Annotated in this window: 12 protein-coding genes and 4 tRNA genes; 12 read left to right on the top strand and 4 right to left on the bottom strand. The window is 41.2% G+C overall.

The window, feature by feature from the left end; all coding sequences use genetic code 11:
• The first annotated feature begins 88 nt into the window (after nt 1–88).
• From AAEY57_RS08470 to AAEY57_RS08460, 3 genes are read left to right on the top strand one after another with little or no spacing between them, the layout of a single operon-like run.
• On the top strand, nt 89–1231 hold the full coding sequence (locus AAEY57_RS08470) for a methionine aminotransferase (RefSeq protein WP_024602241.1): 1143 nt from the start codon (nt 89–91) through the stop codon (nt 1229–1231).
• Nucleotides 1219–1992 carry an amidohydrolase gene (locus AAEY57_RS08465; protein ID WP_008108524.1) on the top strand — a complete coding sequence of 258 codons (774 nt, stop codon included), beginning with the start codon at nt 1219–1221 and terminating at the stop codon, nt 1990–1992. Before AAEY57_RS08470 ends, AAEY57_RS08465 begins: the two co-directional genes overlap by 13 nt.
• A 58-nt stretch (nt 1993–2050) precedes the next feature.
• Nucleotides 2051–3475, top strand: coding sequence for a mannose-1-phosphate guanylyltransferase/mannose-6-phosphate isomerase (locus AAEY57_RS08460; protein WP_024602240.1), 1425 nt, complete (start codon nt 2051–2053; stop codon nt 3473–3475).
• A gap of 96 nt (nt 3476–3571) precedes the next feature.
• Here AAEY57_RS08460 and AAEY57_RS08455 read toward each other — a convergent pair whose 3' ends face one another.
• The 3 genes from AAEY57_RS08455 to AAEY57_RS08445 all read right to left on the bottom strand — a co-directional run bounded on the left by AAEY57_RS08455 (nt 3572) and on the right by AAEY57_RS08445 (nt 7050).
• On the bottom strand, nt 3572–5728 hold the full coding sequence (locus AAEY57_RS08455) for a response regulator (RefSeq protein ID WP_350607450.1): 2157 nt from the start codon (nt 5726–5728) through the stop codon (nt 3572–3574).
• Between the two features lie 80 nt (nt 5729–5808).
• Entirely contained in the window at nt 5809–6465 is a 657-nt protein-coding gene (locus AAEY57_RS08450) for a helix-turn-helix transcriptional regulator (RefSeq protein WP_008108518.1), read from the bottom strand.
• 213 nt (nt 6466–6678) lie between these two features.
• The gene (locus AAEY57_RS08445) at nt 6679–7050 is read right to left on the bottom strand and encodes a histidine triad nucleotide-binding protein (RefSeq protein ID WP_013466185.1); all 372 of its coding nucleotides are present in this window, start codon (nt 7048–7050) and stop codon (nt 6679–6681) included.
• Between the two features lie 92 nt (nt 7051–7142).
• On the opposite strand from AAEY57_RS08445, the gene AAEY57_RS08440 reads away from it, so the two are divergent.
• Complete coding sequence (locus AAEY57_RS08440; RefSeq protein ID WP_013466184.1) at nt 7143–7745, top strand: DUF2057 domain-containing protein; 603 nt, start codon at nt 7143–7145, stop codon at nt 7743–7745.
• 57 nt (nt 7746–7802) lie between these two features.
• On the opposite strand, the gene AAEY57_RS08435 is transcribed toward AAEY57_RS08440, so the two are convergent.
• On the bottom strand, nt 7803–9644 hold the full coding sequence (locus AAEY57_RS08435) for a M1 family metallopeptidase (protein WP_096038836.1): 1842 nt from the start codon (nt 9642–9644) through the stop codon (nt 7803–7805).
• 142 nt (nt 9645–9786) lie between these two features.
• Between AAEY57_RS08435 and murB the strand changes: the two genes are divergently transcribed.
• The 8 genes from murB to AAEY57_RS08395 form a co-directional block, all read left to right on the top strand.
• Nucleotides 9787–10797 carry a UDP-N-acetylmuramate dehydrogenase gene (murB, locus tag AAEY57_RS08430; protein ID WP_096038835.1) on the top strand — a complete coding sequence of 337 codons (1011 nt, stop codon included), beginning with the start codon at nt 9787–9789 and terminating at the stop codon, nt 10795–10797.
• Nucleotides 10794–11786 (top strand): bifunctional biotin--[acetyl-CoA-carboxylase] ligase/biotin operon repressor BirA, encoded by a 993-nt coding sequence (gene birA, locus AAEY57_RS08425; RefSeq protein ID WP_024602235.1) that lies wholly within the window; start codon nt 10794–10796, stop codon nt 11784–11786. The genes murB and birA overlap by 4 nt, the downstream gene beginning before the upstream one ends.
• Nucleotides 11783–12481 (top strand): type III pantothenate kinase, encoded by a 699-nt coding sequence (locus tag AAEY57_RS08420; protein ID WP_024602234.1) that lies wholly within the window; start codon nt 11783–11785, stop codon nt 12479–12481. The genes birA and AAEY57_RS08420 overlap by 4 nt, the downstream gene beginning before the upstream one ends.
• Nucleotides 12482–12607: 126 nt before the next feature.
• A tRNA-Thr gene (locus AAEY57_RS08415) sits at nt 12608–12683 on the top strand.
• A 39-nt stretch (nt 12684–12722) separates the two neighbouring features.
• Nucleotides 12723–12807: transfer RNA gene (locus tag AAEY57_RS08410), tRNA-Tyr, on the top strand.
• A gap of 46 nt (nt 12808–12853) precedes the next feature.
• A tRNA-Gly gene (locus AAEY57_RS08405) sits at nt 12854–12928 on the top strand.
• A 10-nt stretch (nt 12929–12938) separates the two neighbouring features.
• Nucleotides 12939–13014, top strand: a tRNA-Thr gene (locus tag AAEY57_RS08400).
• Between the two features lie 135 nt (nt 13015–13149).
• Nucleotides 13150–13625: GTP-binding protein (locus AAEY57_RS08395; RefSeq protein ID WP_273588146.1), on the top strand; the 476-nt coding region annotated here is incomplete at its 3' end.

The raw sequence follows: 13625 nt of genomic DNA, 5'->3' as shown, positions 1-13625 counted from the left end.
ATAAAGCTATTTGTTTTAGACGGCTATACTTCTGTTTTAAGCAATGATAGCATCGCTTTGGGCGTAAAACCATCATTAAGGGTAACCAGTGTTTGAAAGTAAATTGCCAAATTTAGGCACCAGTATTTTTAGTCAAATGACTGCTTTAGCAAATCAATTCGAAGCGATTAATTTATCGCAGGGTTTTCCTGAGTTTGATGCGCCTGAGCTACTTAAAAAACAGCTTAATCATTATGTGCTTGAAGGAGTTAATCAATATTCACCTTCATCTGGTGTACCGCGCCTGCAGCAACAAATTGCCCAGTTAGCAAAACGAAAATATGCGGTTGAAATAGATGCCGCGCAGCAAGTAACTGTAACCTCAGGGGCAACCGAGGCGCTGTTTGTTGCAATTCAAGCGCTAGTGCGCGAAGGTGATGAAGTCATTGTATTTGACCCCGCTTATGACTCATACCAGCCAGCGATTGAATTGGCCGGTGGTAAGTCAGTTAATATTGCTCTGCATGCTCCGAGTTATGTAATTGACTGGCAAACGGTGGCTGCGGCTATTAATAGCAAAACGCGGGCTATTATTATCAACACTCCACATAACCCAAGTGGTAAAACGTTAAAACAGCACGATATTAATGCTCTAAAAGCCTTAGTCATCGAGCATGATTTATACCTGATAAGTGATGAAGTATACGAGCATATTACTTTTGATAAGCAACCACATTTAAGTGTGTTACGAGATGAGGAATTGTTTGCTCGCAGCTTTGTGATCTCAAGCTTTGGTAAAACCTTTCATAGCACCGGTTGGAAAATGGGCTACTGTATTGCGCCTACTGATTTATGCGAAGAATTTCGAAAGATTCATCAGTATGTTACTTTTTCAAGCTTTACGCCTGCACAACATGCATTAGCCGATATGTTAGAACAGCAAGGTGAGCATGTGGATGCGCTAAGTGAGTTTTATCAACAAAAACGCGATGTGCTCAGTAATGCTCTACAAGATAGCCGCTTTAGCATTTTACCAAGTGAAGGCACCTACTTTTTACTGCTTGATTACAGTGATGTATCTGACTTAAATGACGTAGAATTTTGCCAATGGTTAGCAGAACAAGCAGGCGTTGTAGCCATTCCACTGAGCGTGTTTTATCAGCAACCAAGCAATGATAAAGTTATTCGTTTATGTTTTGCTAAAAATGATCAAACCTTAATAGAGGCGGCACATATTTTATGTCAACTTTAACCTTAGCATTATTACAAAGCTCGCTGCATTGGCTCGATAAAAAAGCCAATTTAGCTATGTTTGAAAAACAGCTTGCTAACGTCACCAATCAACCTGATTTAATTGTACTTCCTGAAACCTTTGCCACTGGATTTGCGGTTAACCTTGACTGTGGCGACGCTGAAAATGGCTCAGTACTGAGTTGGCTCAAGGCACAGGCGAAGCACTATAATGCGGTAATTGCAGGCTCAGTATTGGTAACCCAAGGAAGTAAAAAAGCGAATCGGTTTTACTGGGTACAACCAAATGGAGAAGTGAGCTACTACGATAAACGGCACTTATTTTGTTTAGGTAACGAAGGCGAGTTTGTAGTGGCAGGACAAGCGCGTGAAGTGTTTGAACTCAATGGGTTTAAAATATTGCCACAAGTATGCTACGACTTACGGTTTCCGGTGTTTCAGCGCAATAACAATGACTACGACGTGATGATAAATATTGCCAATTGGCCAGCAGCAAGGCGCAATGTATGGGACACTTTATTAATGGCACGAGCAATGGAAAACCTATGCTACGTGGTTGGCGTAAACCGGGTTGGTGAAGATGGCAATGGTATTGCCCACAGTGGTGGAACTGCAGTGTATGACTTTAAAGGTGAGCCACTGATTAAAGCGAATGACGACCAGCAAGCACTACTAACAATCACGTTAAATAAAGCGCCGCTTGATGAGTTTAGAGCTAAATTTCCAGCACATTTAGATGCCGATGCTTTTACATTGGTATAAATTAGCGCCCAGCCGATAAAGTGCTAAAATAGCCGCTGATATTTTTATTGGCGGCTTTATGAATACAACCCTTATTACACCGGTAATTTTAGCTGGCGGTATTGGCACACGGCTTTGGCCGCTGTCGCGCCAAGCAATGCCAAAGCAGTTTTTATCTTTGCTTGATAATAAAAACCAGCAGTCGTTATTGCAAAGCACGTTAGTGCGTGTTGCAACTGAGGGCTTTAATCCCGCTATTTTGGTCTGTAATGAGCAGCATCGATTTATTGCCGCGCAGCAGGCAGCATTTGCAAAGCCCCATGCCATAGTACTTGAGCCAGAAGGCAAAAATACCGCACCAGCCATTGCCCTTGCCGCGCACTATGCATTAAAAAATAATATTACAGGTCCTTTGTTGGTGATGCCTGCCGATCATTATATTGAAGATTTTACGCCATTAACTGCTCAGTTATCTGATGCGGTGACACTGGCTGAGCAAGGTAAATTAGTTACATTTTCAATTACGCCAACAGAGCCGCATACCGGTTATGGCTATATCAAACAGGGCACAGCAATTATAGGTACTGCTTGCTTTGAGGTAGACCAGTTTAAAGAAAAACCTGATTTAGCAACTGCATCAACCTATTTAACTGAGGGCGGTTATAGTTGGAACAGTGGCATGTTTTTATTTACTCCCGCTGCATATCTAAAAGAGCTGGAACGCTTTGCGCCAAAAATAGCTAAAAGTGTTGCTAGTGCCACTGATTTTAAACAAGACTTAGCGTTTACAAGAGCAAATACTCATGCACTTGAATCTTGCCCAAGTGACTCGATTGACTACGCTATTTTAGAGCGCAGTAATAATGTGGTGGTAATGCCCGTTGCGTTAAAGTGGAGCGATGTGGGCAGTTTTTCTGCACTGGCAACGCTAAGTAAAAAAGAGCCACAAGGTAATAGCCCACACCAAGAACATATCGCCCAAAACAGTGGTAACAACTTAGTTATTAGCGAAGATAGACACACAATAGCGACGTTAGGAGTAAGCGATTTAGCAATTATTCATACCCACGACGCCACTTTAATTGCTGATCAAAATGCGCTTGATGCCCTCCCGTTATTGCTCAAGCAACTGGCATCAACACATAACAACAAACTGACACACCATCAGGTGGTTTACCGCCCTTGGGGAAATTATCGTACGCTGGTAGAAAGTATCGGTTTTAAAGTAAAAAAAATAACCGTTAATAGTGGGGCCAGGCTCTCAACGCAGCGTCATCAGCATCGCGCTGAGCATTGGGTGGTAGTATCAGGCACTGCAGATATATGTATTGACCAGCAAAGCTTAACGCTGACCCACGACCAATCTTGTTATATTGCAGCAAAACAGCTGCACAGTTTAGCGAATAATCAGCCCGAGCCCTTAATTGTGATTGAAGTGCAAACGGGCGCTATATTAGATGAAAGCGATATAGAGCGATTTGACGATATATACGGCAGAAAATAACAGTATAAATAGTGAAAATACTTGATTATTTGTCACAGTAGTAAAACTGGTTAGCCCGTAGCCCGTAGCCCGTAGCCCGTAGCCCGTAGCCCGTTTTTACCCTAGTCCTTGCCGCACATACTTTAAATACGCCTCTAAACTGTGTTGCCACAGTGTGCTGGCTTCATTTAACGAGTTATTTAATGGTTTTTTATCTAGCAGGCGTCGCTCAATTTTTTTAAGAGCCAGTCCATAGCTATTAAAGCCAAGTTGCATTGCGGTGCTGGCTTGGCGATGTAATAACTTAATGCATTGCTCGGGGTCTTGCTCTAATAAAGCTTGGCAACGGCTCAGTTTGTTACGCGCAGAGAGGATAAACTCATTATAAATAGAAGATACTTCATCAATACTAAAAGAGCTTGTTAGGGTTTCTGTGGCAGTTTCATCGTATAACGTATAAACCAGCTCGACGGCAATGCTAGCGGTTTGTGTTGACTGTGAATCACTCAATGCTTGGCGTAGTTTTTCTTGCTTTAATGGCTTGCCAACAATGTCTTTAATACCCAGTGCTAAGTATTCTTTTATTTCATCAGGGCTCAAACTGGCGGTAAAGGCCAGCACTGGAGTTCGCTGATTTTTATGCTCCACTCGTTTGAGTGTTTTTAGCACTTGCTGCCCTGTTAAGTCGGGTAAGTTCATATCAAGTAACACCACATCAAAGTGATATTTTTTCATCAACTCAATCGCACTTTTGCCATCTTTAGCGAGCTTAATTTTATGCTCGTCGTCAGCCATAAATTCAACAGCTATTTTTTGGTTTAAATCTAAATCTTCAACAAGTAACACATCAAGTCCGGTTAAATAATCCTTACTTTGATGGCGCTGCTCTACAAGGCTAAGTTCACCTATGGCTAGTGTCATGTTAAAGCTAAATACGCTACCCACTCCCAGCTCACTGGTGATTTCTAACTGGCTATTTATTTTATCGAGAAGGCGACTAGTTATAGCCAGACCAAGCCCCGTTCCGCCTTTTTCCTTACCGGCGCTGCTTTGAATGTAGGGCTCAGTTAAGTAATCAATTTCATCTTTTTCAATACCCGGACCTGAATCGAGTACACTTACTTTAAGAGTATGATCGAGCTGAGTTTCATTAATTAAATCAATCTGTACTTTTACTGTGCCGGTGTCGGTAAATTTAATCGCATTACCAACAAGATTAATAATGATTTGTCTGAGCTTTTGTTGGTCGCAGTAATAACAGGCTTTATCAGGGATGTTACAGGCAAGCTCAAATTTAAGCTGTTTTTGTTCGGCCAGAGGACTTAACAGCAGGCATAAGTTTTGTAGCCAAGTTTTGAACTCTATGTCTTCTTCGTACAAGGCTTCGTCATGCTGATCTAAGCTTGCGTATTCCAGCACTTTATCTACTAGTAAGTTGAGTGACTCTGCTGAGTTGATAATGGCTTCGCAATAAGCTTTATTGCGGCTGTCGCTAGTTTGGTTTAACACCAGTTGTGCGCTGCCTAAAATGCCGTTTAATGGGGTGCGTATTTCATGGCTTATAGTGGATAAAAAGAGCCCGCGAATCTCTAAGTCTTTGTGTGCTTTTTCGGTAAGTTTATTAAGCCTTAATTCTCTGCGCTCATTACATAACAACGCCATACCTGCAGCATAGAACATGGGGGCAATAACACTATTTAAAAATAACAGTGAGTTAAACCATGAATTTAAAATGGCATCCTGTTGTGCAATGTCATCCATAAATAGGCTTCGGGTAATAAAACTTGCTGCAACTAAAGTTAAAATAATTATGTAAACAATACTGGCGTTAGGGTAGGGTTTTCGCGCATATTTTATAAATATAAATAATAAAAAAGTGGCCTCTACAATATGCTGCAAATCAGAAATATATACCCGTGAGCGCATTGAGGGCTGTAAAAATGTGAAATAAACAAGCAGCAAAGCGCTGAGCGCTGTAAATAGGCAAACAAACTTAAGGCCACGACCATGATAATTTAAAAATTGACTCAGTGACAAACAATGCACAATAGAGGCTAAAAACATCATGTTATTAGCAAGGGTAATGGCAATCTGATCAGGAATTTTGCCTATTAGCGCAAAACTAACAATGGCAGCTAATAGCAGTAAAGGATAGAAAATATAAAGTAACGTGCCGGGAACATGCTTATTGGTACGCCAGGTTAAAAAGTTCAGTAGCGTCATCACTGTCATAACGGCGATACTGGCAAAATAAAGCGTAAATGAGTCGAGCATTAAGACCCCAACAGCGTTTTTTAAAGAAGATATAAAAACAGGCACTTAAAGTGCCTGTATGGTATTTATTCAAACAAACGTTAACGAATTTCGTCAGGAATGTTTTGTTGTGCCCAAGAAAGTAATTCAATACGGTTACGACATTTAGTTTTTCTAAATGCACTGTATAAATGAGTTTTAACCGTATGCGGGCTAATACTTAACTCTTCAGCAATTTCTTTATTTTTAGAACCATTACTCATTAACGAGATAATTGCTTTTTCACGCTTCGTTAGCTTTATTGGTTCAATATCACCATCAGTTAGCTTATGCAGGGCATCTTTATTAAATTGCAGCATGCGGTTAAGCGCATTACACATAATGTCACGACGATACCAAAGCTGATCTTCGAGTAATAAACGAATCCCTTTCATGAGTACATCGGCATTATCTGTGGTGTAAAATACACCACGAATACCGCTAAGTAATGCGCGATTAGCAAGCTCTGGGTTTTCATCTAAATTGAACAACACAATATCGCACTTGATGCGTAAATTAACGAGTTGCTCTTTTAGCTTTGTCCATGCGTCTTTACTTGATGTTTCAATGAACAATAAGCGAGTACCTACCGGAACATCTAAAATATTTGTACCCGTAGTTACGTCAAGGCCTTGCGTTTTTAACAATGGCTCTAAAACGTTAATACCAATAGTGTTAATTGGTTCTTCATCTAACAACAAAAAGGCTGAACTGCTCATGTTTTTTTACTCTTTTATAAAGCTGGCTAATTAATTTTACCACAATCCCTACACACCTTTTGTATTAGAAAATCATTATTTCACTGGAGAAAAGGTGCGATTTCCGATTATTTAAACATAAAATGTTGCAAATAAGTAATTGTTTTTTTTCGTGTAGTAAGAAAAACGCCGTATTTTTGATTTTTTTAAACTAATCTAAGATTTAACTAAGCACTATAGCGCCGTTTTTTTAGTTTCTTGGTATGGAGGCCAGCCCATTTCTTTACCTGCGAGCATATGTAAATGTATGTGATACACAGTTTGGCCACCATGTTCATTACAGTTCATCACAACGCGGTAGCCGTCATCGCTAAAGTTGTGTTGCTTGGCCAGTTTTGCGGCGACCGTGTATAAATTACCAACTAAATGTGAGTTTTCATTATTTATATCATTTATAGTGGCAATTGGTTGCTTGGGAATAATTAATACATGAAATGGCGCTTGAGGATTAATGTCTTTAAACGCTAGCGTGTCATCGTCTTCGTAAATAATATCTGCTGGAATTTCGCGATTAATAATTTTAGTAAAAATAGTCTCTTGGCTCATAATGATGACTCTAATTTATTTGATTAATATATGTGTCACTAATGACAAATTTTGCTAGCAGTGTCAAACTGAAATCAACTAAAGGAGTAATTATGCGTAAATCAATATTATTAGGCAGTGTAGCGGCGCTCTTAGTGAGTGCATCGAGTTTGGCAGAAAATATTCACTTTCCTGAGGAATTTGTTCCTTTGCAAGTGGGTGAACGAATAATTGAAAGTTCGCTTTTTAGTCGTGTTGATGATGTTGAATTAGCACCGGGTACTTATCAGCTAAAACTTAAATACACAGATTTATATGACTTAGGTTATGACGATCATGAAGTGATTGAGTCAGAACCTTTTTGGGTGAATGTAACCATTGAAGCGGGTAAAGATTACACCTTAGTATTTAATCGTGCTGAAAATGCGGTAGCGGCAAAAGTATTTGCTGAGGCACCGCAAGTGAGTTTAAAAGCAAAAGGCAGCACCTTAGCTAAGCCATTAAATATTATTGCCGAACGACAAGTTCAAAGCGCACAGTTTAACCAGCAAACAACAGCAACCCCAGCGGGCCCGCAAAAACCGAGTCGTCCCATTAAACCGATTACGCCAATTAATGGAAAAGGCATGCCAAGTGCGGCAAATATGCTCGACTTTTGGTGGCAACAAGCAACGCTCGCTGAAAGGCAGGCTTTTTTAGATAAAGTAACAAAATAATTAAGCATTAAAAAAGGGCCAAATTGGCCCTTTTTAGTTTATTGGTAACGCTATTATTTATTCAAATAACGCGTCAATGGTACCTTGTGCAAGTGGGTGATAACCCGGACGTGCTTTTAAGTACACGCTTTGTGCCCAGCCTTTTTTACCATGTGTAATAAGTGCTTTGTAAAGTGGCACTATTAGCTTACGACGACCAATACCCGATAAGTGTTTATCAAGCGCAGGGTAAATCGGTTGGTAACCGTTACCCACTGCTAGCATGTACCATGCAAATGCGCGTTCTGCGTTAGTTGATTGGGTTAAGTTAAACTCGCCGTCTAATTCAGTCATTTTTTCAATGCTTAAATCGCGCGGTAGGTTATTTAAAAAGTGCAGCCACTCATGCACTGTCCAATTTGCAGTAGGTAATTGTGCGGCAGTTGTATCCCCCTTTAACCATGCTTGTGTTGCAGCATCTACTTTATCGAACGCATCAGAGGTAGGGTTAGGTGCATCACTTGGTAAACCTGGCTCAAAAATCCACTCGTTCACTTTATCCATGCTCACTACACCAGGGTACTTTTCAATTAAGTTAGCTTTGATGTAAGTCACAAATTGCGCAGTGGTTAGCGATTTAAACGCAAATTCATTAAAGTAAGTTTTAACAAAGTCATCAAACTTATCACGGCCATATTTTTCTTCTAGGTAGATTAAAAATAGCTGACCCTTTGTGTAAGGCACTGAGCTAAACGCATCATCCGGATCGCGGCCATTAAGTTTTAAATTAAGGCGAGTGTCTGGTGCATCAATGGTTTTAAGTTGCGCACGCAGACCAGCAGCATCAAGCGCTTGCTCCATTACTGCACGGTCGCGACCAAATACTTCTTCCATAATGCGGTTTTCAACGTAAGAGGTAAATCCTTCGTTTAACCATAAGTCTTCCCATGTGGCATTGGTTACTAAGTTACCAGACCAAGAGTGAGCAAGCTCATGTGCAATCAGGTTAACTAGGCTTTTATCGCCAGCAACAACGGTTGGGGTAATAAATGATAGACGCGGGTTTTCCATGCCACCAAATGGGAAGCTAGGCGGTAGCATAAGTAAGTCATAGCGACCCCAAGCATATTCACCATACATCGCATTGGTTTTGTCGATCATCGCTTGGGTGTCATTAAACTCAGCAACTGAGGCATCCAAAATAGTCGGTTCAGCAAAAATACCGGTTTGTTTAGACATCGCTTTAAATTCTAAGTTACCAGCACCAATCGCAATTAGGTAAGGCGAAATTGCTTGTGGCATATTGAAGTGGTAATCACCGTCTTTATAAAGGGCATCTTTATTATCGGCACTCATTACCGCACGCACATCTTCAGGGGTATGAATACGTGCAGAATAAGTCACACGCATTGCTGGGGTATCTTGCACAGGGATCCAACTACGTGCATGTATCGCTTGCGATTGACTATACATAAACGGGTGCGTTTTACTGGCTGTTTGCTCTGGCGTTAACCACTGTAAGCCCGACGCTTCTGGGCGACTGTTGTAGTAAATACGGACTTTTTCAGCTTGGCTTTTAAATGTAATGGTTAGTTTTGAGCCTTTAACATCGTCGCGATTAGCAAGGTTAAAACTGGCTTTATGCCAATTGCCATTGGCTGTTTGATACATCACTTTATCAATATCAAGATCGCGGGTATCAAGTACTAGCTTTGTGCTTTTCGCGTTTTGCCATTGTAGCGTATGCTCAACAAAACCTTCTAATTGCTTATCGGCAAAGTCGATGTCTAAATCAAGGTTTAAATGCGTGGTGATAACATCATCAAGGTTGGCGTAGGAATTTTGATCAATAGCGCTAGCCATTACTTGCGAGCACATACCGGCCATAGCGAGGCTTAAAAAAAGAGGTTTGATTTTCATAATTACCTTGAGTACAAATAAAAAAGTACCCGTTTTATAACATGATTGCCACAGTGGGTTGAACAATTTTTACAAGCTGATGCGCAATTTGCGACGATGAGTTAAACTAGAGCGATTAATTACTGGTACCTTTAGGACCCTTGTGGCGCACTCATTACAACCCCTACATACATTTGCATTAAGTAGCCAATGCCAAAATTTTATTGAGATCACCGACTCAGCGCAGCTTCAAACTCAGAGCTTTAACGCGCCTTTTTGTCTGTTAGGGGAGGGCAGTAATACCATTTTTTTAAATGATTATGCTGGCACGGTTATTAAAATGGCGACCCAAGGAATTAATATTACTGAACGGGAAAATGATTTTTTAGTCAGTGCGGCTGCCGGTGAAAATTGGCATCAATTAGTGACTTACTTGCTTGAGCAAAGCATAGCAGGGTTTGAAAATTTAGCACTCATACCTGGCACAGTCGGTGCTGCGCCAGTGCAAAATATTGGTGCCTACGGTTTAGAAATAGCACAATTTATAGAAGCTGTTGACTATTTTGATATTAATAGCAACTGCTTCAAATCTTTAACTAATCAGCAATGCCACTTTGCTTATCGTGAATCGGTTTTTAAACACGCGTTAAAAAATAAAGCGGTGATCACCCAAGTGCACTTTAAACTGCCAAAAATATGGCAACCAGTACTCAGTTATGGACCGCTACAACAACTAAAAAACCCGACGCCACAGCAAGTATGTGAGCAGGTGATACAAACACGCAATAGCAAACTCCCAGACCCTTATAAACTAGCTAATGCTGGGAGTTTTTTTAAAAACCCCATTATTACGAATGCTGCGTTAGTGCCGTTACTTGCGCAGTTTCCTGAGTTACCTCATTACCCACACGGAGCCGGTCATCATAAAGTTGCAGCGGGGTGGTTAATAGAGCAAGCGGGATTAAAGGGATATAAGATTGCCGGTATTGAAGTGCATCAGCAGCAAGCTTTGGTGCTCGTTAACCATGGTCACAGTACAGGGGATGATTTGATCAGCATGATCACCCATATTCAAAACACTGTTTTAGCGCGCTATAACATAAACTTAGAACACGAAGTGCGGTTAATTGATCAACACAATGAATGCCATATCTCTTTGGAGCAATCAGCATGAAAGCACCTGATGGAAACAAGCTGGCTATTTTAAATGCGCTTAATAAAGGCGGGTTTGTCTCTGGGCAAGCTTTAGGAGAGGAATTAGGAATTAGTCGTGCCGCTGTTAGTAAACACATTCAAAGCCTACAAGCTATGGGCTTAGATGTATTTAAAGTTACAGGTAAAGGCTATTGCTTAAATAACCAAGTAGGATTACTTAATCAGGAAAAAATACAACAGCTTTATGCTGAGTTAGGGCAAAATACCGCTAATATTGAAGTGCAGCCGCTCATTGATTCAACCAACAGCGAACTAATGCGCCGCATTCAGGCTAAAACACCACTTCAGTCGGGCACGGTAATCGTTGCCGAAATGCAGCAAGCAGGTCGGGGGCGTCGAGGGCGTGTATGGCAATCGCCATTTGGTGCCAACTTATACTACAGCTATTTTTGGCGATTAGATGATGGTTTACAAGCCGCTATGGGTGTATCGATTGCGGTTGGTTTAGCGGTGTATGATGCGATAAAAGCACTTTATGGTATTGATGTAGAGTTAAAGTGGCCAAACGACATTTACATAAACAAACAAAAGCTCGCTGGCGTATTAGTTGAATTAGACGGGCAACCACAAGGGCCCTGTCAGTTGGTGATAGGAATTGGTATTAATTTAAATATGCCACAAAGTGCAAGTCAGCACATTGACCAAGCATGGACAGATTTAAGTCAGCACACCCAGCAGCTAGATAAAAATCAATTAGTAGCTTCATTAACTTATTGGTTAGAGCAGCGCTTAGCGCAATATCGCGAGAACGGCTTACAAACTATGTATCAACAATGGAATGCATTAAATGCGTTTGCAGGCGAGCAGGTAGAGCTTAATACTGGGCATCGTAGTTGGCGTGGCATTTGTGAAGGTATAGATGCGCACGGTGGTGTACGTATTCGCCAAGACGGCGAAGTAAAAAGTTATTATGGCGGCGAGATTTCATTAAGAAAGGCGCAAGCATGAGATTGTTAATTGATGTAGGTAATACTTCACTCAAAGCCGTATTGTGGGAAAACGGGCAAATACAGCCATGTGATATTAATAATATTTCATGGCAGCAAATTACGGTTGTTATTTACGCTTGTGTTGGTCGTAGCGAGTTACTTAAACAATTATTAGCGCAAGCCAAAACGCATAATATTGATTGTTTTGAGGCTACGGTTAGTAGTGAGCTTGGTGGGTTGCGCTGCGCGTATCAGCAAGTAGGTAATTTGGGTATAGATAGATGGTTGGCGCTTATTAGCGGTTATACGCTTTACCCTAATACGGCTGCTATTGTTGTTGATGCTGGCACGGCTACTACTATAGACGTTCTCAATAATGATGGGCAGCATCTAGGAGGCTGGATATTACCTGGGCTTGATTTAATGACCTCATCACTCACTCAAAATACTCAGCGGGTATTTGATGATGCAAACACGCCATTTGCTAATGAGCTTGGAAAAAACACCCCTAATGGGTTAAAAAACGGAGCCTTAGTGGCAACTATGGGTGCCATTGAGCAAGCAAGATTGCATTTAAAGACAAAAAATAGCCTCTTAATTTTTGCGGGTGGTTATGGTCAGCTGTTACAAGGGCATTTTTCACAGAGTATTTTCGACCCAATGCTAGTAATGAAAGGCTTAAATTACTGGTATGAGTTAGCTAAAAAGAGTTAAAAACAACAAAAAAACAGCTTTTTGCGCGAATAGTGAGCATTTGAAGCATTAAATCACATTTTTTTTAATTTTTTGGTTGCATCCCAATAAACCTTACTCTAGAATCTCGCCCCGTACTAAAGCAGTGCCGACTTAGCTCAGCTGGTAGAGCAACTGACTTGTAATCAGTAGGTCAACCGTTCGACTCGGTTAGTCGGCACCACTTTCCTTTTACCGGAAGTGCTTAGTAAAGAATTATCGTGGAGGGGTTCCCGAGCGGCCAAAGGGATCAGACTGTAAATCTGACGGCTCAGCCTTCGCTGGTTCGAATCCAGCTCCCTCCACCACTTTATTCTAGACGGTTAGAGGTAGTTTAAGAACAGGTTCCTTAAAGCGGGCATCGTATAATGGCTATTACCTCAGCCTTCCAAGCTGATGATGCGGGTTCGATTCCCGCTGCCCGCTCCAATTTGATGATGCTGATATAGCTCAGTTGGTAGAGCGCACCCTTGGTAAGGGTGAGGTCGGCAGTTCAAATCTGCCTATCAGCACCAGTCAATCGAATCGCCTTAAACACTTCCTTTATCTGTCAGAAAAAACTATTTGAAATTTGAAAAAATTAACTTAATCTACCTATGGTGGATTATTTTCATATGTAATCTAGATACACAAAACTGATAGGTTCCGTCATGGCAAAAGAAAAGTTTGAACGCGTAAAACCGCACGTAAACGTTGGTACAATCGGCCACGTTGACCACGGTAAAACTACACTAACTGCAGCAATCACTAACGTACTTGCAAAAGTATACGGCGGTGTTGCTAAAGATTTCGCATCAATCGATAACGCTCCAGAAGAGCGCGAGCGTGGTATCACAATCTCAACTTCACACGTTGAGTACGATACGCCTACTCGTCACTACGCACACGTAGATTGTCCTGGTCACGCCGATTATGTTAAAAACATGATCACTGGTGCTGCTCAAATGGACGGCGCTATCTTAGTAGTTGCTGCGACTGACGGTCCTATGCCACAAACTCGTGAGCACATCCTACTTTCTCGCCAAGTTGGCGTTCCTTACATCGTTGTATTCATGAACAAATGTGACATGGTTGATGATGAAGAGCTACTTGAGCTAGTAGAAATGGAAGTTCGTGAACTTCTTTC

The sequence above is a fragment of the Pseudoalteromonas sp. MER144-MNA-CIBAN-0113 genome (assembly GCF_040308965.1).
GTDB classification, from domain to species: domain Bacteria; phylum Pseudomonadota; class Gammaproteobacteria; order Enterobacterales; family Alteromonadaceae; genus Pseudoalteromonas; species Pseudoalteromonas tetraodonis.
This window is presented reverse-complemented; position numbering and strand designations above follow the sequence as displayed.